We start from the raw sequence: 21671 nt of genomic DNA, 5'->3' as shown, positions 1-21671 counted from the left end.
AATGTTTTCGAATAAAGGAACTGAAATACTAATTTGTTACACACTAGTTTCATTTTTTTCATCCTTTAATCTTCTAATCTTCAAAATCCCATTCCCGTTTCATTCCTTTACTTACAATAAAACAAATAGACAAAATAAACAGTACAATCATCCAAATGACTATTGGATAAAAATGACCTATATGATTCGGTTTGATTTGTTCATATAACGAAAGGCTAGGAAATCCTAACACCGGAAACGCAATGTTAGATAAAATATAGCACATAAAAACGGCCATAGTGCCTACTATTCTGTTTTTTGATAAAAACATAAAATATACGGAATAAGTAAGTAGGCTAATCGACCCGGCAAACATACTTATAATCAAGACAGAAACTATATTATAAAAAAATGGAGCCTGTATTCTTAAAAAGTCAAACAAATACATACTGTTATAGTTTTGAACTCCAATATCGTAAGGTGGTAAAGAGTATATATTGTCAAAACCATATTTCGGAAATACGATGAAGCATAATACCAAGTTAACAAATAAAGTAATAAAAAACACAAAAAAAGGACTAATAAATACAACAATCGATTTGATCATAATATATTTTCTCTTATCAGTTCTTGTAATAATACTTTTATATACTCCTGTTTTATAATCTATGTAAAAAGAATCTGCATATATAAAAGAACAAATTAAGGGAAGGATACTCAGTAACGTTGTTCTAAGCATGCTAGCATACGTCCCTTGGATAAGGGTACTCTCTGCTGCCGATCTCACGAAACTTAGGTTCACACCATAAAATGGAATACACTCTATAAGGAAAGAAGCAATAGAAATAATGAGCATAAAATTTACGATAAAATGTAACTCTGCTCTTTTCCAACAACTTTTTAGTTCTAGTTTTAGAAGATTCATTGATTCACTTCCTCTTCCCGTGAAAATAAGGCTTGTATTTTCATACTTAGATTAAAACAAAAGATTATATCATAAATATGACTAACTTTTTCGTCTTTTCATTAATAATAAATAGAGAACAAGTATATCAATCTCCGTTTTCGAACACTTTTGCGTGAAAGAAAGCCGCGCTGACCATTCAAAAGTCGAACTTTCAAGTTAAACTCATATTCAAATATATAGTAAGAAAAGGACATTATGCATTATGCTTTTAAACAGGTCAGGTTCTTACGCAAATTTGGTAATATTCGATTATAAATCTAGATACGTTAACATTATTACCAAAAGAGCATAAGAACCAAAAAATCAAATTAAACAACAGTTGTCTATTATCAAAAAATTAAGCAAATTTCCTAATACAGTTATAAATATAGACCTCAGACTTATTCACTAATTATCTAAAATCAACACGGCCAGCAACGAATGCATTACTAATGCTAAACTCTGCATTTTCCATGGCCATTCTAATTTGATTACCCGCAGATTTGTTAGTATTAAAGTTGATTCTAGTAGTATTCCCTACTTTCTGATTATACTTACTAGAGATTGATCCATTATGATCCTCAGCCCAGAAAGTTGCCGTAGATGTACCTTCAAGATTTTCTACAATATTAACGATATAATCATCATTAGTTTCCTTTGTGTGGTAGCTAGTATAGTTATTACCGTAAAGTGGAGGAAGGGCGTATCCTACATAACTCTTATATGCTGCACCTGCAGCTGTTGGCAACAAAAGCGCTGTGCTTAGAGCACTGACAAGCAGTTTCTTTTTCATAACAAATCATCCTCCTACTATATTTTCAAGCTGGCCAGCTTCACCCTCACTATATCAAAATTTACTAGAAAAAACATCCGTATTTCCCGCAAATTTGATTGTGGAAAATACCTATTTTTCAAAAATAATGAAAAATTTTTTAATATGATGTAAAATTTTACTTGTAAATATTTGTTGTTAGAGGAGGATACAAGTGAATCAAAATTTATGGAATGTCATTCAAACACTTCTTGAGAAAAATTCAGTCGGAATGTCTGAACTTGCGTTAGCGAGGGAAATTTAAGTCCAGAAGTCTTCTCAGCATTGGTAGAGTATCTGCAAGATGGATTGAAGGCGAAAGGAAATCCAATATTGTCGGAAGAAGCGAAATAAAGACTTTTTTGCAACATCACTTGTCCACTAACTGCATGCTAGAAAAAGAGATCATTCAATATATTTTCAATATACTGCACAGTAAAGGAAAACTATTTAAAAGACAGGATGAAAAACTAATAGGTGTTCCACTTTCTGATCCACGATGGGAAAATGTGCATAGTCTTAAAGATGTTAATCCTCATACCCTTAGGGAGATTAAACATTTTTTTGAACGATACAAGGAACTCGAAAATAAAGAAACAACTATTATTGGATGGGAAGGGAGAGATGTTGCTCTTAAATTGATTAAGAGTTGCCAAGACAGATTTAAAAAATATCCTGTAGCTGAGTAAAATAAATGCCATAAATTTATAACAAAAAAGGTTATGAACATATATAATTTGGAGATGATGTATAAAATTTTGTGTCAAGCATTTTACTAGATCAAAATAAAAAAGGTAGGGTATTCTCTGATTGAACCCAAACATTCCAGAGAAAGGAGAACCCTACCTATGTCTAAAAGTATACCGAATGTCGACTGGGCAAATCAACTGGAAAGTGTCATTCGTCAGTTTGTAAAGGAAAAATTAGAACGGATCATGCGGGAAGAAATCAAGAATTTCCTCGAAATAGAACAGGCCGGAACATCAAATATGAGAAACGGCTACTATCAACGAAATCTAGATACGCAATATGGCCGGATTGAAGGTCTTTTGGTCCCTAGAGACCGAAACGGGGAATTTCAAACGCAACTGTTTGCTCCTTACCAACGCCACACCGGCTGGCTGGAGGAAGCCATCATCAGGATGTATCAAAGTGGCATGAGTACGCGTGAAATTGGCAAGTTTATTGAACGAATTTTAGGCAATGCCTATTCTCCTGCAACGATCAGCCGTATGACCGATGTCGTGAAGGAAGACATCGAGAAATGGCACACTCGTCCACTGCACAAGCGTTATTCCGTCTTATATTTGGATGGTTTATACGTAAAACTTCGTCGCGAAACCGTGGAGAAAGAAGTCATTTATGTGGGGTTAGGGGTGAACGAAGAAGGATATCGCGAAATTCTTGATTTCTTTGTGGGAGGACAAGAAAGCTCCTATGTATGGCAGGAAATTCTTCAACACCTCTACCAAAGAGGCGCCAAGGAAGTGCTTCTGGGCGTATTCGATGGACTACCAGGGTTGGAGGAAGCCTTTAAGGCGGTTTATCCGAAAGCCGATGTGCAGCGTTGTGTCGTTCACAAAGTACGTAATACCTTCAATCGTGTTCGGAAAAAAGACCAATTTGAAGTGGCCGAGGATCTCAAGCTGATTTATCGCGCGCCGAATAAGGAGATGGCGTTACAGATGTTTCAACAGTTTGAGTCGAAATGGTCAAGCAAGTATCCGAGAGAAGTCCAATCTTGGGCCAATGAGTTGGATGTCCTCCTTACATTTATGGATGATCCAAGCCGTATTCGAAGTGTGATTTATACGACCCATGCCATCGAACGAACGATCAAGGAGATTCGGAAACGTCTAAAGCCGATGAACAGTTTGAATAGTTTAGAAGCCGCTGAAAAAGTCGTATATTTGACCATTCAAGATTTTAATGAGAAATGGGCAGGGAGAAGGTTGCGAGGATTTGCCGAAGCTCATGAAGCCCTTCAACGAATGTTTGAAGAGCGTTATCACTAACCAAACACTGTAAATTAACGAAAGAAGGGGATCCCCCCTTTCCACACAGGAGACTGAATATTCAGTCTCCTGTGTGGAGGAAACAGTCCCCCTCTCTATTCTAAAATCCATTTCAGAGATACCCTATCTATCTTACATTACACAAAATTCTTGACGGTACCGAATACAACAAAAAATTTTTCGTGCTCTTCTAACAAAATAGCCATCCTCAATTCAAAATCAAATAATAAATTATTTTTTTATATTTATTATTTTTCCATCTAGAGAAATTTTTCTTGTCTCAATCAACAAAATTGAATCCCAAATTTCTATTATAATATTGACTTTAGAATGATATTGTTTACTCCATTCCTCCTCATTTGGTAAGCAAAAATGTAGTTCACCTAAAGGTTCGTTTTGATAATGGATAGAGGTTAACTCCAAAAAATCTACTTTTTCCCTATCATAAAAATGAAATCTAAATTCTTCACTATCCTTCACAAAGTAAAATGAAGAAACATCAATAAAAGCTATTTCATGAAATTTTACAACCTTATCATCCGTAATCTTAATCTTAAATTTTATAATGTCATTTAGTAAGTCTACTTGTGTATCTAAAATTTCAGCTCCCCATAGTTTATCAAGTATTTTCTGTATATCAGCGTTCCCCATATTACTCCTTCTTTCTGTTCTAATACTTTTTATTTAAAATACGGCTTATTTCCTTATAAGATTTCCTTGAAAGATTAATATGTGTGTATGACCTATCACTACTTTTGTTGCCATACCTATCGAATGAACCATATTTAGAATGACTTATTCGATAATATGCTTTCTTTCTATTACCAGATCCAGCATTCATCACTCTAACCCGATAGGAGTGCTTTCCATCAGGAATAGATACTTTCCATCCATTGCCCTTAGCTCTTTCCAAAGTACCTCCATGTTTTTTTGCAACTTTTTTCGCTAGCCTATAAGTTTTTGAAAATTTACCTGCTTTATATGCTCTATACGCAATTTTGGCTCCTTTAAACGCCGCACCGCCAACCAGTCCCACGCCAACGGCAATCGCTGCTGCTTTCCAACCACCTTTTTTAAAGGCTTTATACCCATCATACGCCGCCAATCCCGCATTAATCGCCATCCACACAAAATGTCCATCCGGATCGACCAACATCACCGGGTTGTTATTCGCATACGTATAGCCATTCTGTGTGAGGATATCATCCGAATCTCCCGGATCAGGGTCCATGGACAAGAACACGCCATGGGTTGGGTGGTAATAACGGGCGATCAAGTAGTAGAGTCCCGTCTCTTCATCATATTGGTATCCGGCATAACGATATGGGTTTTCGGCTGCCAAGACGCCGGATTGGGAAAGAATATTTCCCCATGTGTCGTACTCGTAACGGGCCACCACATTTCCTTGCACATCCGTTAACGCGATGACATCGCCATGCGCGTTATAGTGGTAGAAGTACGTCGCCCCGCCTTTTTCATCGCCAACAGTTGGCCGTTTTCTCTGTATACATATCATTTTAACAGAGCATCACTGACTTCGGTTTCATAGAGAACGTACTAGTCTTATTTTCCTTTTTATTATCAATGGTCTAACTAAAAAGACGACAACGCTATAATATAAAATAAGCGTGTCGTCAAACTTGTTCCTCTATCGAGTGTCTAATTTCATCAGGATACTCGTAAGGATATAACTATGAACAGTATTTAAAAATATCTAAATGGTGCCGCAGTTGTTCAAGAATATATGGTAATGTAGAAAGATGGATATATAAGCTGCTACTAAAGGAATCATCGCTGTGCAAATCCTTAAACTGAATCTGTACAATTCCTTCACCACTATTATGAATATGCACTGTCACATTTAGTTCTTTAGATTCTGAATGAAAAACTGCTTTACCTTCTTGTTCTCTGTATATTTTCCTTAAACTTTCATAGAAGCGAAAGATATTATGATTGTCAAAATGGAAGTGAACCGTTTCCGCTGCAAACCCACTACCTTTTAGCTTTACTTTTCCTGTAAAATAGCAACCACCAAAAAACGGATCTCCTTCATTTTCAAAGTTTGTGATAATTAACTCTAGACTTCGGTCCGGATTTTCCTCGCATACAAATATTTTCATGCTTTACATCCTTTCTGCCGGTTATATTCGTTGTTTAATATGGCTCATAGTGAAAATGACGCACCCTCTTAGCTCTCTTATTATACACAACTGTCAACTTATATTTTTTATACTTATAATTTCTAGGATCGCCTATGGAGTGCCTTGCTTTTTCTAACTTATGCATGGCTACGGTATATTTATTATAACCTTTGGCCCCATCTTTAGATTTCTTCCCATAAACGATTGCCCTTGCTAAAATCTGTCTTGGAACATAGCGATCCCGATTTTGCATATGTTTAAATGCCGTGCTATCAAATCTCATTTTTTTAGCAGTTGACTTCACTTTATAAGCTCGATATAGTACCTTACCTGCTTTAAATCCAACTCCGCCAACCAGTCCCACGCCAACAGCAATCGCCGCTGCTTTCCAACCACTTTTTTTAAAGGCTTTATACCCATCATACGCCGCAAATCCCGCATTAATCGCCATCCACACAAAATGCCCATCCGGATCGACCAGCATCACCGGGTTGTTGTTCGCATATGTGTAGCCGTTTTGGGTTAGAATATCATCCGAATCTCCTGGATCAGGGTCCATGGACAAGAACACGCCATGGGTTGGGTGGTAGTAATGGGCCATGAGGTAGTACAATCCCGTCTCTTCATCATATTGGTATCCCGCATAACGATATGGGTTTTCGTCTGCCATCTCACCGGATTTTGAAAGAAGTTGGCCCCATGTGTCGTACTCGTAACGGGCCACCACATTTCCTTGCGCATCGGTCAAAGCAATGACATCGCCATGCGCGTTATAGTGGTAGAAGTACGTCGCCCCGCCTTTTTTCATCGCCAACAGCTGACCGTTTTCTCCGTATACATACGATTGTACCACATTTCCGCTCGCGTCGGTTTCATATAAGACGTTGAGGCTGTCGCCTTGGTAGTGGTAGTTCGTCACCACGCCATTGACGTTCTTTTGAATGCGTCATCGTATTTTTATAACAAAAAGAGGTTATACCCGAAACCCCGGGATAACCTCTGACCAAGAAACACTTTGACGCCGTTCTTGCGATGCTAACCAAAAGATCGCTTCCTCTTTTTTTAAATACTAGGTTTCATCTGTAATGTATAAGGCTTTAACTCCCTTTTTAATAAAATCTTATGAATATCCTCAATGTTTGAGGTCGTAAGGAGCACATACGGAGTGTTTCCAAGGCTAATGAAAATTTTTTCATTATGATTGGCTAACATAAGAGCTGCTCCTGCTTCAAAAGTGAAAATTAGCCCACTAGAGTTAAAATAATAGTCTTCTTCTAAAAAAGTAATCAGTTGAAATCCATTTTGAGATTGCATTTCTTTTATCTGGATAAACTCTAATTTCTCTTTAGGATTGAACGATTGTAATGTTGGTATTTCTTTTTCCTTTACAATGAGAAGATGGTCAATCTCCGCTTTATAAGCGATTTCTGTTTGCTCCGCCGTCACTACATAACATTCCTGATGATTCACTTGCAGTACGACTTGCGTGCAGCTAAAAGCTTCTCCATAATCTAGATCCGAATCTGAAGAACTTATGAATACTCTGATATGTTGTGATTGAGAAATCCTACGTAAATCATCAAGCTTTGCTTGGATCGGAATCAGGTAATGTGATACCGATGACAATGGAACCCCTCCCTTTTAAAAATGTATGTCCTCATACACTCCACCGCGTTTTAAATCTAGATTTATCTTCCATGTTCCGTCTTTTCGCTTTTTATATCGAATTTGATATTTATTATCAGGAGTATACCTTCTCACAGAATTTCTATCTCTTTTTTGAATGACTTTTTTCCCTTTCGTTAAGTGCCTAAATATACTTTTAGCTACTGCCTTGCCACCAGGCAAATCGGTATTAATCCTGGTTTTCTTTTGAAAACCGTTTTTGCCAAGAAGCCATACAAACTTAAGGCTTTTCCCTGTATGTCTAACAAGTTTTAATTTTCCTCCACCAATCGCACCAAGGGCGGTTTTCTTAGCTACGTATTTCCATCCCCGACCGGTTTTATACGCCTTATACCCATCATACGCCGCAAATCCCGCATTAATCGCCATCCACACAAAATGCCCATCCGGATCGACCAACATCACCGGGTTGTTGTTCGCATATGTGTAGCCGTTCTGCGTGAGAATGTCATCTGTATCCCCTGGGTCTGGATCCAAGGAAAGGAACACGCCATGCTCTGGATGGTAATAACGGGCGATTAGGTAATAAGCAGGGTGTCCCAAAAATGATCACTTTTGGGACACCCTCTTTCAAATTCTTTAAATTTCAACAAATATTAATGAAAAAATTAAAGTATAGAAATATTAAACCTTAGTATGATTTAACAACTTCTAAAAGTAATTCCCGAACCCTTTCGTGAACTTGTAATTCTTCGGAAAAATGGGGGAATTTGTTTAAATATTTCCTTAAAGGTTCGTAATAAGGATACAAAGCAAAAAAATCTTTATACAACAATTTTCTTTGATACCTAGGTATCTTTTTATGAGCAAGGACATAACTTAAACTGCCACTTATTAATGAACAAAAGCTGTCAAAGTCCCCTGTCAAACAGTATTTATCATTATCTTTAAAAATGGTATTTTCAATTCTTTCTATATCTTCTGAGGGAAAATCATTGTTTAATAATATACTCATTTTTTCAAGTTCTAATATTACATCGTGATTAACCTTCATAAATTGTTCACCTCTTTCCCTCTTTAACTATGTTAAAAATGATAATATTCATATTTCTACTTTTTCTTGAGTTTCCAACCGTTATGCCAAAATGTCACTATTTTCCCCCTTTTGGTATAATAACCTCCAACCTTTCCTTTCTTAATTCTATATCCTTTTTTGCCTGTAGATAGTGTCACTTCTTCTCGCAAATGTTTATTTGAACGATAGAATGCTCTCGCTAGTTTTGTGTATCTTTCTGGACTATAGGAGCGTCCCTTTCTAACGACATGTTTGTTATGATGATATGCTAGCGATTCTATACTATTTTTAAAGGTACCTTTATACCAAAACCGTGCGAGACCCTTTGCTGCTTGTGCTGCTCGAAATGCCTTAAATGCAGCACCACCAACCAGCCCCACGCCAACAGCAATCGCTGCCGCTTTCCAACCGCCTTTTTTAAAGGCCTTATACCCATCATACGCCGCAAATCCCGCATTAATCGCCATCCAGACAAAATGCCCATCCGGATCGACCAACATCACCGGGTTGTTGTTCGCATATGTGTAGCCGTTCTGCGTCAAGATATCGTCCGAATCTCCTGGATCAGGGTCCATGGACAGGAACACACCATGGGTTGGGTGGTAGTAACGGGCCATGAGGTAGTACAATCCCGTCTCTTCGTCATATTGGTATCCCGCATAGCGATACGGGTTTTCGGTTGCTAGGGCACCCGTTTGAGAACGAATTTGGCCCCATGTGTCGTACTCGTAACGAGCCACCACATTTCCTTGCGCATCCGTTAACGCGATGACATCGCCATGGGCGTTGTAGTGGTAGAAGTACGTCGCCCCGCCCTTTTTCATCGCCAACAGCTGGCCGTTTTCTCCGTATATATACGATTGTACCACATTTCCGCTTGCGTCGGTTTCATATAAGACGTTGAGGCTGTCGCCTTGGTAGTGGTAGTTTGTCACGACGCCATTCACGTTCTTTTGAATGCGGCGGCCGTCTTCATCATATTTGTAGGTCACAAACGGCGTGCTTTCGCCTTTTCTTGTAACGGAAACCAATTGATCGGCTTCGTTCCATTCATATCGATACTGGCCGTCTTCTAATCGGTTGCCGTTCGCATCGTACGTGATCGTTTCATCGCCGAAACGAACCAATTGATTCGCCGCATTATAATCGGCCGTCGTCGTCATCGATGATCCGTCTTTCGTTTTCACAATTTTCGTCCGGTTCCCGAATCCATCGTACGTGTACTCGATCGTCGTTCCATCCGGCCATTGTTCGATCTTCAACTGATCGAGCTCATCATAGCTGTACACCGTGACGTCCCCGTTCGACGTTTCGATGCGGATTCGGTTGCCGTTTTCGTCGTAACGGTACGTTTCCGCCAATAACTCAGTTCCGTTCGCCGTTCCCACCACCAGACTGTTCACCAAGCCGCGGTCGTCATACGTAAAGGTGGCACCCGCTTCATTTCCGGTGGTAAACGTGCGAACATGGCCTCTTTCGTCATAATCCAAACGGTACGTATACGTTCCATCTTGAACAACCGTATTTTGATCCAAGGCGTTGTATTGGTAAGTGACGGTTTGGCTGAATGATCCGTGCGAGAACAGGAACTGTTGCAATTTATCCGAGGTGGTCGGATACGTCCATTTTTGGACTCCGCCGCGGTCGGATTGCTCCGTCACACGGTTCTTCTCATCAAACTTTCTAGTCTTCGTCGTGCCGTCTTTTAAGTATTGAACCGAAAGTTCATTCCCATTTTTATCATAACTAAATTCGTAATACGGGACGTTGTTGTAGGAAATGGTCTTGACTCGTTCCGTTCCGTCATACGTCCATTGAATCGTGTTGCCTTTCGGCAAGACGGTTTTGATTTTATTGCCGTTGGCATCATACTCATTGGTTGTTACGTCATTTAATGGACCAACCGTTTTCAGGAGTTTTCCCGTCTTATCATACGAATAGGTAAATCCTTGTGACGGACCGCTGCTCGTTTGAATGACTTTCGAAGTCATATTGCCGTTCAAGTCATAATCATAGTGGACGGACGTTCCATTCGCCAATAGGAGTTGTTTTAAACGATTGGATGGGTCATACTTGTACTGTTTTTGATGTCCCTTCTCATCATATTCACTTAACAGATTTCCTACCGCATCATAGCTCTTTTTCGTGACATACCCGGCTTCATCTGTTTCTTCCTCCACATAGTTGCCTTTGGCGTCATACTTGTTTTTCGTGACAACGTTTCCTTCCATTAAGCGAATGGCGTCAAACCAGACCGTTCCGGTGTAATTGCCGCGGAAGACAGCGGATAGGTCGATTTTATCCATTGGCTTGGAAGGCTGAATCGAAACGGCGGCACGGTTCCACTCTTGCGTGCCGATCGGAAAATCTGCCGTATACGTTTGGGTCGTTCCGTCGACAAAATACGCTTTCGCGGTAATCGAATAATCGCTTGGGCTCACGGTTCCATTGGCTTTGACATCCTGCGCTTTGGAAAGACCGGTGAGTGTCAGACGAAGCGGCGTATCACTCGAAGTTTGCCCTACGATCACGGTCTGCTTATATTCACTCGCGGACTGCGTGGTGCTCGTTCTCGATACTTTGAGGGAGTAAGACCCATCGAATGATTCCATATTGTCTACGCTTCCGCCCGTTCCGCTCCAATTCGCAACGTTTCCTTCGAAGCTGCTGTTTAAAAACGGACCATATTATAAAAAGGATGAATCTCTGCGCTGATATAAGTTATCGCAGGTTCACCCTATTAAAGAAATTTCTAATCTTCTAAATCATTCGCTTTATAGAAATGTCTTGCTTTATAAATGGGCCAATTCCAATACTCCACTCCTTGTGAGATAATGAGCCTCTCTAAAAAGATCTCAAAATTCATATAAAGAGGAGTGGCATGCTCAATACTTTCTCCAGGTTCTAGCCAAAACAAATACTCATTACTTCTTTTATGAGGGGTGATTTCGTTAAGATTCATCACTAGGATACTACTCTCTAAACCATACGCTATAGGATACCAACCTTCTGGATAATCTAAAGATTGGTGGTTCTCTTGTACCTCACTTATACTTAGTACATCAAAGGAAGCACCGCTTTTTTCATCTATAAATAATCTTGCCCCATTATGCATTAATAAAAATTCCTTATAGTCTTTTGGCAAGAATAATTGGTTGGTTTCTTCAAATTTCAATAGTTCACTTTCTGACGCTGGGGCATTAAATAAAAAACGGACTTCTGTAACATACCCTAAATCCTGCTGAATTTGGATAGATGGTTGATCTGTGAGCCGTTTTTTTAATGATGTAAGTGTAAGCGTAAGTAAAGAACTCATTATGATACCTCCCAACATATCATAAATATTACTTGTAGTTCGTCCACCAAGGATTTACCACCTTTCGATGAAAGGAGCTTAGAAGGGGAATTAAGTTCGAATAATCATTGTTACCACCATATTCTCTCGGTCTAATATGGTGAACTTCGTAAAAACTCTTAATTATAAATCCATAGTTTTCTATATACCAATCTAAATATTTGTCTCTTTGACTAGTACTCCATTTTACTCGCTGCTCTTTAGGTACCCTATCCCATGTTGTTGACGATGGTTTTTTCATTACTTTTCTCATTCTTGGGTCACGATAATAAGGATATATTACTCCCTTTTTATTCAGTAGAAACTTTTCACTCATTTTTACTTTTTGAGAAGTATATCCTCCTTTGTAATGAGCAGTAATGTGAGTTTTGCCAATCCAGAATTTAGTCGATGTTATTCTTTTCTCAACACAAACGTCTTGGAGTAATTTTACATTATACTTTGTAGTTGACGCAGCTACATCAAATGGGCCGTTCACATCATTTGAGCTTAAAAACGAAGCTTTAACTGTAAAATAATTCGGCCTTAAATTACCCCCTGCTTGTACCACTGTACTACAATGCACAATTGTAGCATTAGTAGTCCCTGCATTCTTTACATAAGTAACTTCTTTAGTGAGAAAATAACCAAGTTGTGGTAGATAAGAAGCAGTATGGACAGTATCCCTCTGTTCTTTTGCTACTGACTGCGAAATATATTCTTCAGTAGAGTAAGTCTCGCCAGTATTGCTATCAACAAGTACTAAATTAGTATCAACATTCACAATTGTTTCCGGTAGAAACATATCCTCCGGATAATCATAAAAGACTTCCTCGATTTCTTCACTTGTATCATCTGGTTCACTACTAGTGAAAGATAAATTATTTGTTGCAACACTATTCGATTGAACTGATTCTGTTATACTAGATTCACTGTATATAATTTTTTCATTTTCAATTTGATAGGTTAAATTGTTAATTTCCCCTTTCACTACCTCTTCTTCAATATCGACGTTTGAAAGCTCATTATATATTTCAGTAGTTTCAGGGAAATCCCTCAATTCTTTAATTTGATCACTAGTCTCTGAGATGTTTTCTTTTAAGTCCTTTAATACCTTCTCACTATCTGTAGTTATGTCAATATCTTCATACTCTTCCTCGATCCATCCTTCCTCGTCTACAGGTGTATTATCAATCATAGCTTCCTTTTCAGTAACCGGACTAATTGATGAAACAAAGGCCTCAGAAACAACTGTTTCCCCATATTGATCATATGCACTAATCCTAAAATAATAATTATTGCTATTCGCATATTTGACATCGGCATTAGTATAAAGCGTAGAAGGATTAATATCTAATTCCGTACCCGATCCATCTAAACATAATTTGTACCTACCATTAGCTATGTCTTCATCCCTAGGCCAAATTCCTTTTTCAGCAGTAGTCCAAGTATTTACATTTCCAACATCAATGCTCTCATATTCTTTTCCATTGAATATCCAAACCTTATAACCTGTTGCACCTTCCAATCTCCCCCAAGATAACTCAACTGTCCCTTTTTTATCGTCATATCCAAAAGCGACACCTAATGGTGCAGCAGGTTTAGGCAAAGGTGATATTCTCGGCATATACGCCTCCGAAAAGACCGTTTCCCCTTGTGAATTATAGGCACTGACCCGAATCCAGTAGTTCGTTGAATTCTCATATCGCGTTCCTGCGTTGGCGTAGGTCCAAGAAGGATCCACAGGCAGTTCGGCCCCGCGGCTATCATTTAAATGCAGCTGATAGCGACCAGCGTCCACCTCTGCCGGAGTCGGCCAATATTTTTTCCCTTTGGTGGTCCACGACGTCACATTTCCGACGTTGAGCGATTCATAGGAGGCTCCATTAAAAATCCAAATTTTATATCCCGTCGCGCCACTCACCGGGTTCCATTGAACATCTATATAGCCGGTTCCATCTCCATTGGTATAGCTTTTTCCTGTCGGAGCGGATGGCTTCGCTAAATTCGGAATGGCGGGCATATAGGCCTCTGATACCGCGCTTTCCCCTTGAGGGAAGATCGCGCTGACACGGAACCAATAGTTCTTACTATTCGGATAGCTTCCTCCTGAATTGCGATAGACAGGAGACGGATCCACAGCTAATTCGGTTCCTAAGCCGTCCTGATGCAAATCATAGCGTCCCGCGCTGATTTCTGAAGCCGTCGGCCAAATCTTCTTTCCTTTCGTGCTCCAAGAGGTCACGTTTCCGACACTAAACGACTCATACTCTTTCCCGTTATAAATCCATACTTTGTACCCGGTTGCGCCCGGAACGGGATTCCATGATAGATCGACATAGCCGGTTCCATCCCCATTACTGTAGGCTGTTCCTGTCGGTGTATTTGGAACGGGGATCGTATACGTGACAGACAAGTAAGGTTTATAGGTACTGTTCGTTCCAGAAACGACTTTTTTCCAATATGTTTGTCCATTTCCGTTCGTATGAAGTTTCAAGCCATAATTCGGTTTGGTTCCAGCTGCCCATTCTTTAACCGTATTGGTGACATTAAATTGCGCCCATTGGTCTCTGGCGACATCGACCTTGCCGATATTGGTAGAAGAAGGCTGATTATTCCATGTTAAAGTGCTCGCCGACCACGAGCCGTTGACCGCGTCCAACCATAAGCCGGTGGCTGTTGTAGCATAGTAGGAGTGGGTCACATACACATTGAATGTAGCGCTGGTCACATTCATGTTCTTGACACTAGCAATATCCGGGTTTAAAAACCCGTAACACGTCCCTGTCGTGCCATCATAATAACCGACTTTGAGCACATATTGTCCTTGCGCAGAGTCCCACTTACTCGAAGCAGAACTATAGTTCGTCGTCGGATACGCGCTCATCACAAAGGTATCCGTCGATAGCTGAATGGAAGTGCTTGGATCAATATAGACAGGATACACTCGCTTCGGATCTTTCAACCATTCTGGATCGGCCGTGACCGTTAAGATATACCCTTGATCATCCGGTTGAAGCTCATACGTGACCTGTTCAGACCGTTGCACCTCTCCTGAACGCTCATCAAGATTGGAATCGACCATAAAAGGCTTCGGCAGTTCAAACACCTTTTCTTTTTTCTGGTTGGTAAATAAAATGGAACCGTCCTCTTGAACGGCTGCGTGTAAGTCCGTTTTCAAATGAAATTTAAAACTATGATACCCATTAAAAGAACGAAGCACGATATCTTCTTTTGTCGATTCATTAAAGGCGATATTTTGTAAATCTATATGTGGAAATACATTTTTATGAAGAATTTTATTGTCTTTTTTCTGATAGGTAGCGACTACATCCTTGGCTCGGATCGGTGGGACGCCCTCCCCCGATGCTTCGACAATCGAGTACGAAATCGAGGAGCCATTGTAATGAAAGGTCGCATATTCCCCGTTCACCATTTTTTTATAAAAATCCGTCTCGAGCATCGTACGATCCGTTTCCACCACATTGGGGCGATCGGAACGATCCATTAAACCTGGGGATATCTCTTCAAACCGTTTCTCCCCTTTTTTCTTTAGGTGAATCGGTTCAAAATAAATGTGCTTGGTAAACGTGCCGTCTCCATTATAGAATACCTTGGTTCTCTCGGTCCGTTGTTCCATAAGCTCCCCAGGCTGAAGCTGAAAGGAAGGAGCGGGCGGCACTCGGGACGGTGACGGCTTGGCGGTGTTGTCCGCCTGAGCGTGAATCGCTTCCGCCCACCCCTCCACTGGGAGGCTAGTCAAAATTAACAAAAAAGCCAGACTCCAAATGAACCATTTTCTAAGTTGTTTCATCCTTTTGCGTGGTTTCATCGTATTCTCCCTTTATCTATCCATGGTTCAAAAACATTGTAGCGAGGAGAAAAGGGAGTGGCAAGATTTTTCGACAGACAATATACGAGAAATTTCGACAAAATTCAGTCCGATGATCCCTTTTCCTCCTATTCCTAATCTGGGCGGCCATTCCAGAGAAGCAGAATAAAAAAGCTAGCGTCTATTTAAACACATCAGACAAAAATAAGTTCTTACTACAAACATCGATAAACGAAAATTTATTTGGAGTGGTCAATGTTCTGAAATTAAAAAGAAAATGGCACGATCAGTATTCACATTGATCTCCTTTCTGTATTGTATAAACTGTATTTTACAATCCCGTAGTGAATCAGGGAAAATATACTCGAATAGCTACCTTAGATAAGATGCAGATTCACCATACAAAAAAGTGAAGGAGTGTTTATATAAATAGGAGGGCTGGATTGGATCGCTCTTTTGACCATTTACTTCATGGATAACATAAAACCAAAAAAACTGACTTATTCAATCTCGTACTGAATCGTACAGAATTCGTGCAAAATTTTTTCAAAAACTATGGGATTCTTTTGGATTCTCAAAAAATAAAAAACGACCGCAAACGCAGTCGTATCAAGGGTTTAACGATTTTTTATCCGAACCATTCGGATGTTGGAAATGGAGACGGTGGGAGTCGAACCCACGTCCAAAGATATCGCCACTTAAGCGTCTACGAGCGTAGTCGGTATATTTTGCTTTCGCCGCATCTTCCGCCTACCGACAGGCCTCCAAGCAGCTAGTCTGATTCGTCTCTTCCCGCGTCCTCAGACGGTGGACTTGGGCGTATCCCACTCATGATGAACCCCTGACCCGACCACATGGGCGATGGCGGGAGGAGTTAGCCGCAATTATTAAGCAGCTAAAGCGTAATTTTCTTTGCCAGTTATATTTAGGTGACGTTTTTACGAGGACGATCCCCTCGGCTCGCAGCTTAAGCTCGATCTATCCCTGTCGAATCCGTAACGTCCCCTCGTTCGATAAAGGACATCGGAAAAAGCTTAAGCCATGAAATGAACTGGCATCAACATTATTTATTATACCATAAACGCTTCTGATTTCAATTGTCAACTTCTTCATTTACATTTTTTGGCGTTCACGGAAAGCTCGTTCGATTTCCCGTTTCGCTTCTTTTCGTTTCAGATCCTCACGCTTGTCATACTTTTTCTTCCCTTTCCCAACGCCGAGCAATAGCTTGGCAAAGCCGTTTTTAATATACAATTTTAAAGGTACAAGCGTATAGCCTTGCTCTTTTGTGTAGCCAATCAGCTTATTGATTTCCCGACGGTGAAGAAGGAGCTTTCTTGTGCGCAACGGATCGTGATTGTAACGGTTCCCTTGTTCGTAAGGGCTAATATGCATGTTATGAATGAACACTTCGCCTTTCTCCACTTTCGCGAATGAATCTTTTAAATTGACTTTCCCCGCGCGAATGGACTTAATTTCTGTTCCTTGCAAGACAAGACCCGCTTCATACGTCTCTTCAATAAAATAGTCATGATGGGCTTTTTTATTTTGAGCAATCAGCTTTCCTTCACCTTTTGGCATTGCGCTCGTCCTCCCCCTTATACAGACAAATGTTATTGTATCAAAAAAACGAAAGAAGGAAAAGCCTCTTTGCCCAAGAGGCTTCGCCTTAGCGCTTTTTCTTCTTTTTCTTCTTTTTTGCTTTAGCGCTTGGAAGATCTTCATAAAATTTCTTTTTTGTTTTTTTCTCTGGACGTCCGCCTTCTTTTGTTCGTTTTTTTCCTTTAATCACGACCGGCGCTGCTTTTGGTTCCTTGCGACGGCGCCCTTTCATACCGACAATTTCAAAATCGACGATGCGCTCTTCTTTATTGACGTTGATCACGCGCACCGTAATTTCATCGCCAATGCGGTACATTTTCCCCGTTCGTTCGCCGATCATTGCATAGTGGTGTTCGTCATAGCGATAATAGTCATCTGTTAAATAGCTGACGTGCACCAATCCTTCGATCGTGTTTGGCAGTTCCACGAACAAGCCAAAGTTCGTGACAGAGCTGATGATGCCATCGAACTCCATGCCAATTTTGTCTTCCATAAACTCGGTTTTCTTTAAGTCATCTGTTTCGCGTTCGGCTTCAACCGCACGCCGCTCCATGTTGGAAGCATGCTCGGCGATGTCCGGCAGCTGTTCCGCCCATTTCTGCTGGGTTTGATTATCTATCTTGCCATTAATTAAATACGTGCGAATCAGGCGATGGACGATTAAATCGGGATAACGGCGGATCGGCGATGTGAAATGTGTATAAAATTCAGTAGACAAGCCGTAGTGGCCTAAGCTTTCCGCATCGTAGCGGGCTTGCTTCATCGAGCGAAGCATCACCGTCGATACGACCATCTCTTCCGGTTCGCCGCGCACCGCTTCTAAAATTTCCTGCAATGCCCGCGGATGAATTTGATTGCCGGTCCCTTTGACAACATAGCCAAAGTTGGTAATAAACTCAAGGAAGCGTTGCAGCTTTTCTGGTTTTGGGTCCTCATGGACGCGATAGATGAAAGGGACATTCATCCAATGAAAATGTTCCGCAACGGTTTCGTTAGCCGCAAGCATAAATTCCTCGATCAGCCGCTCCGCTACCGAGCGTTCGCGTAAAATCACATCATATGGCTTACCGTTTTCGTCCACTAAGACTTTGGCTTCTTTGAAATCAAAATCAATGGCTCCGCGGTTCATTCGTTTTGTACGTAAAATATCGGCAAGCTCGGCCATTAACTCGAACATCGGCACGAGCGGCTCATATTTTTTACGCAGCTCTTCGTCTCTGTCGACCAAGATTTTATTCACATCCGAATACGTCATGCGTTCCGCCGTGCGAATCACACTTTGGAAAATCTCGTGGCTGACGATGTCGCCGCGCTCATTAATTTCCATTTCACATGACAAGGTGAGACGGTCGACTTTCGGATTAAGGGAACAAATGCCGTTTGATAGACGGTGCGGAATCATGGGAATGACTCGATCCACCAGATAAACGCTTGTGCCGCGTTCATTTGCTTCTCGGTCAATCGGCGAGCCTTCCGTTACATAATGGCTGACATCGGCGATATGTACGCCTAATTTGTAATGGCCATTTTCTAGCTTTGTCACCGTGACGGCATCATCTAAGTCCTTTGCATCCGCGCCATCAATCGTTACAATCAACTGATCGCGCAAATCGCGGCGGTCTTGCAAATCTTCAGCGGAAATCGTGTCTGAAATGCTGTTGGCATGCGCGATGACTTCTTCAGGAAATTGCATGGGCAAGCCATGCTTATAAATAATCGATAAAATATCGACACCCGGATCGTTTTTATGGCCGAGAATTTGAATGATCTCACCCTCAGCGCTAATTCTTCCTTCCGGATAAGTGGTGAGACGGACGACGACTTTATGCCCTTCAACCGCCCCGTTTGCCGCATGCTTCGGAATAAAAATGTCATTGACAATCTTTTTATCATCGGGAATGACAAATCCAAAATTTTTGCTTTCCGTATAAGTTCCCACAATTTCCGTGACGCCGCGTTCAATAATGCGGACGATCGTTCCTTCCTTGCGCGCGCCTGAGGCATGAGGATTGATGCGGACAAGCACGGTATCGCCATGCATGGCATTTTTCAATTCAGAAGGCGGAATAAAAATATCATCAAGCAGCGGATCTTCGGGCACGACAAACGCAAAGCCTTTCGAATGCCCCGTCACCTTTCCGCGGACTAAATTCATTTTTTCCGGCACACCGTAGCGGTTGCTTCTTGTTCTGACTACCAGCCCGTCTTCCTCTAAGGAGACAAGCGCTTTGACAAATTCCTTAAATTCCGCTGCATCCTCAATTCCAAACGCTTCTTCCAATTCTTGAACGGTGAGCGGTTTATACGCTTCATCGCGCATAAACGCAAGCAGCCGCTCCGTTAATGGTTCCATCATGTTTCCTCCTTTCGAGGATTACCAATCCAATGATTCTAAAAATGCATAAATGTCTTCATGAAGCTGTTCTTTCTCTTTATCAAGCGTAATCACATGACCGGATTCCTCATACCATTTGATTTGTTTGATTGGAGATTCAACGCCGTTATAAATAATATTTGCACTATCGGTATTAATCATGTCATCATGACGCGCTTGGACCACAAATGTCGGCGCATAAATTAAATCGATATGATTTCGTACCTCAGCGATTAACGCCTGAAGTGCCTTTAATGTTTTCATCGGCGTTTTGCGAAACTCTTCCATTTCTTTTTCGATTTGCTCTGGTGCTTTTCCTTCCCGTTTTTTATATTCCCGCGCGTAGTCCAGCACTCCTTGATACATCGTTTCTTCGCTCTTAATATACATAGGTGCGCACATTGGAACGATGCCCACTACAGGTACAGTGTAACCTAATTTAAGGGAAAATACCCCGCCAAGCGACAAACCGACGACTGCAATTTTTTGATAGCCTTTTTCCCGCAAAAATTCGTACGCATTCATCACATCCTGCCACCAATCATCCGGACCGGTATGCACAAGCTCTTCTGGCGGAACCCCGTGCCCTTTATAAATGGGCGCATGGCATGTATATCCTTTGGATTCAAGAAAACGTCCTAGCATCCGGACATCTGATGAGTTTCCCGTAAATCCATGAAGTAATAGTACAGCGCGTTCTCCTGCTTCAAATGTGAATGGTTTTGGTGAAACAATCTTCATTTTCTGCATCTCCTTTCACGATTCCAAACAGAAAAGGCAGCCCTTTACCATGGACCGCCCCCTTTTTCAAGTTTACAGTTGAAAATACGTTACGGCAATTGCTAAAACAAAAAACAAAACCGCTAAAACGACCGTCATGCGGTGCAATACTGCGTCAAGACCGCGAGCCTTCTGCTTTCCGAATAGCTGCTCGGCCCCGCCCGTAATCGCTCCGGACAGTCCAGCGCTTCTTCCCGATTGCAGCAGCACAACAACAATCATCGCAATCGATACAATCACCAATAACGTGACAAGCAGAGTATGCATGTCTACTCCTCCTTCTCAAAAACGCACACTGCAATAATTTTAATGTATCATAAATCGGCTGATGATACAACCGCACAAAAAGCTCTTCAAACTCGTTTTGCAGACTTCAAAGTGATGACCAACCTTTTACTTACCAATAACTATCAGGATGAATGATCCAATAAAATCATTAACAGCGTTTGATTCTTAGCTTTCCTTTCATAATCGGCTAGCTATTGGGTTGCCTTCGGGATGCTCGAACAAGGATCACTCTGCAGACAAAGGGGTGGATCACTAGCGTTCTTATTTGAGTAAAGAAGCAGAAAAATTTGTGTAAAGGCATATGATGCTGCGCTTTTTAGTAAAATAATGAATAATTAGCACCTGTGGTTCAATAACGTAAAAATCGCTTTACTCGTCTAAAATTTGAATCTGTTTGGCCGATGATTGAGGAGGATTAGAATCTTGCACTTCTGGTCCATACCAAACAACAACCCTTTGCCCCTTTTGAATTCTTCCATAGTCCTTTTTCTTTATCCAGAGCCACATCGTATCAAGCTCCCTTCTCCCTTGATCTAAAAGCTCATCAACAGACCTTGAATAAATGTCATCCTTACTGATGTTTTTCATCAATAGAACTCTATATGCATCCTTTTGCATGTCTTTAAGCACTACATATCCTTCAAATTTAGCTAAATCTTGATGATCTGTGCTTGTATCCTTATTAAAATAAACGATAACAAAAGGGATCAAAATAAATAAAACTAACAGTGTAGGTATGAATAAAATTTTTTTCATTATTCCCTGACCACCTTATTAAATTCGATTAAACATATAATATCAAATGATAAAATTTATGTAAATTCACGTATAGCTTAAAAATTTCCATTTTCCTTTCCATACAAATTAC

General features: G+C 40.7%; 15 protein-coding genes, 1 other RNA gene and 4 pseudogenes. 2 read left to right on the top strand and 18 right to left on the bottom strand.

The annotated features are described in order from the left end of the window. Positions 1 to 73 precede the first annotated feature (73 nt). Both GFC28_RS15110 and GFC28_RS15105 read right to left on the bottom strand, forming a co-directional pair. Positions 74 to 904: a hypothetical protein gene (locus GFC28_RS15110; protein WP_044742735.1), complete on the bottom strand. Its 831-nt coding sequence runs from the start codon at positions 902 to 904 to the stop codon at positions 74 to 76. Between the two features lie 433 nt (positions 905 to 1337). Further along, on the bottom strand, positions 1338 to 1718 hold the full coding sequence (locus GFC28_RS15105) for a DUF2712 domain-containing protein (protein ID WP_044742734.1): 381 nt from the start codon (positions 1716 to 1718) through the stop codon (positions 1338 to 1340). Between the two features lie 407 nt (positions 1719 to 2125). Between GFC28_RS15105 and GFC28_RS15100 the strand changes: the two genes are divergently transcribed. Both GFC28_RS15100 and GFC28_RS15095 read left to right on the top strand, forming a co-directional pair. Further along, positions 2126 to 2425 (top strand): inorganic diphosphatase, encoded by a 300-nt coding sequence (locus tag GFC28_RS15100; protein ID WP_156487543.1) that lies wholly within the window; start codon positions 2126 to 2128, stop codon positions 2423 to 2425. Positions 2426 to 2584: 159 nt separating this feature from the next. After that, the gene (locus GFC28_RS15095; RefSeq protein WP_066329568.1) at positions 2585 to 3751 is read left to right on the top strand and encodes an IS256 family transposase; all 1167 of its coding nucleotides are present in this window, start codon (positions 2585 to 2587) and stop codon (positions 3749 to 3751) included. 231 nt (positions 3752 to 3982) lie between these two features. Here the strand turns inward: GFC28_RS15095 and GFC28_RS15090 are convergent, their stop codons facing one another. From GFC28_RS15090 to GFC28_RS15015, 16 genes and pseudogenes are all read right to left on the bottom strand, one after another. Beyond that, a complete protein-coding gene (locus tag GFC28_RS15090) occupies positions 3983 to 4402 on the bottom strand; it encodes a YxiG family protein (RefSeq protein ID WP_066149114.1) in 420 nt (139 codons plus the stop codon). Positions 4403 to 4421: 19 nt separating this feature from the next. Next, positions 4422 to 5305: pseudogene (locus tag GFC28_RS20120) on the bottom strand (RHS repeat-associated core domain-containing protein); the annotation flags it as partial. A 137-nt stretch (positions 5306 to 5442) separates the two neighbouring features. Further along, on the bottom strand, positions 5443 to 5871 hold the full coding sequence (locus tag GFC28_RS15080; protein ID WP_044744790.1) for a WapI family immunity protein: 429 nt from the start codon (positions 5869 to 5871) through the stop codon (positions 5443 to 5445). Between the two features lie 34 nt (positions 5872 to 5905). Further along, positions 5906 to 6838 (bottom strand): annotated as a pseudogene (locus GFC28_RS20320) (RHS repeat domain-containing protein); the annotation flags it as partial. 116 nt (positions 6839 to 6954) lie between these two features. Continuing rightward, a complete protein-coding gene (locus GFC28_RS15070; protein ID WP_066329572.1) occupies positions 6955 to 7518 on the bottom strand; it encodes a hypothetical protein in 564 nt (187 codons plus the stop codon). A gap of 15 nt (positions 7519 to 7533) precedes the next feature. After that, positions 7534 to 8106, bottom strand: a pseudogene (locus GFC28_RS15065) (RHS repeat-associated core domain-containing protein); the annotation flags it as partial. Between the two features lie 103 nt (positions 8107 to 8209). Next, complete coding sequence (locus tag GFC28_RS15060) at positions 8210 to 8572, bottom strand: YxiJ-like family protein (protein WP_044743943.1); 363 nt, start codon at positions 8570 to 8572, stop codon at positions 8210 to 8212. A gap of 56 nt (positions 8573 to 8628) precedes the next feature. Then, positions 8629 to 11205: an RHS repeat domain-containing protein gene (locus tag GFC28_RS15055; protein WP_231883380.1), complete on the bottom strand. Its 2577-nt coding sequence runs from the start codon at positions 11203 to 11205 to the stop codon at positions 8629 to 8631. A gap of 140 nt (positions 11206 to 11345) precedes the next feature. After that, complete coding sequence (locus GFC28_RS15050) at positions 11346 to 11909, bottom strand: SMI1/KNR4 family protein (RefSeq protein WP_044742373.1); 564 nt, start codon at positions 11907 to 11909, stop codon at positions 11346 to 11348. A 1975-nt stretch (positions 11910 to 13884) separates the two neighbouring features. Then, positions 13885 to 15012, bottom strand: a pseudogene (locus GFC28_RS20315) (DNRLRE domain-containing protein); the annotation flags it as partial. Between the two features lie 1399 nt (positions 15013 to 16411). Continuing rightward, positions 16412 to 16765: a transfer-messenger RNA gene (gene ssrA, locus GFC28_RS15040) on the bottom strand. 107 nt (positions 16766 to 16872) lie between these two features. Beyond that, positions 16873 to 17340, bottom strand: a complete 468-nt coding sequence (smpB, locus tag GFC28_RS15035; RefSeq protein ID WP_044741426.1) for an SsrA-binding protein SmpB — start codon at positions 17338 to 17340, stop codon at positions 16873 to 16875. 88 nt (positions 17341 to 17428) lie between these two features. Continuing rightward, the gene (gene rnr, locus GFC28_RS15030; RefSeq protein ID WP_044741427.1) at positions 17429 to 19717 is read right to left on the bottom strand and encodes a ribonuclease R; all 2289 of its coding nucleotides are present in this window, start codon (positions 19715 to 19717) and stop codon (positions 17429 to 17431) included. Positions 19718 to 19735: 18 nt separating this feature from the next. Next, positions 19736 to 20476: an alpha/beta hydrolase gene (locus GFC28_RS15025; RefSeq protein ID WP_044741428.1), complete on the bottom strand. Its 741-nt coding sequence runs from the start codon at positions 20474 to 20476 to the stop codon at positions 19736 to 19738. 72 nt (positions 20477 to 20548) lie between these two features. Beyond that, positions 20549 to 20782 (bottom strand): preprotein translocase subunit SecG, encoded by a 234-nt coding sequence (gene secG / locus GFC28_RS15020; protein WP_044741429.1) that lies wholly within the window; start codon positions 20780 to 20782, stop codon positions 20549 to 20551. Between the two features lie 390 nt (positions 20783 to 21172). Beyond that, positions 21173 to 21559, bottom strand: coding sequence for a DUF3221 domain-containing protein (locus tag GFC28_RS15015; protein WP_044741430.1), 387 nt, complete (start codon positions 21557 to 21559; stop codon positions 21173 to 21175). Between the last annotated feature and the right edge of the window lie 112 nt (positions 21560 to 21671).

The sequence above is a fragment of the Anoxybacillus sp. B2M1 genome, from assembly GCF_001634265.1.
GTDB lineage: Bacteria > Bacillota > Bacilli > Bacillales > Anoxybacillaceae > Anoxybacteroides > Anoxybacteroides rupiense.
The sequence above is the reverse complement of the archived record's forward strand: the minus strand, read 5'-3'. Positions and strand labels throughout refer to the sequence as shown.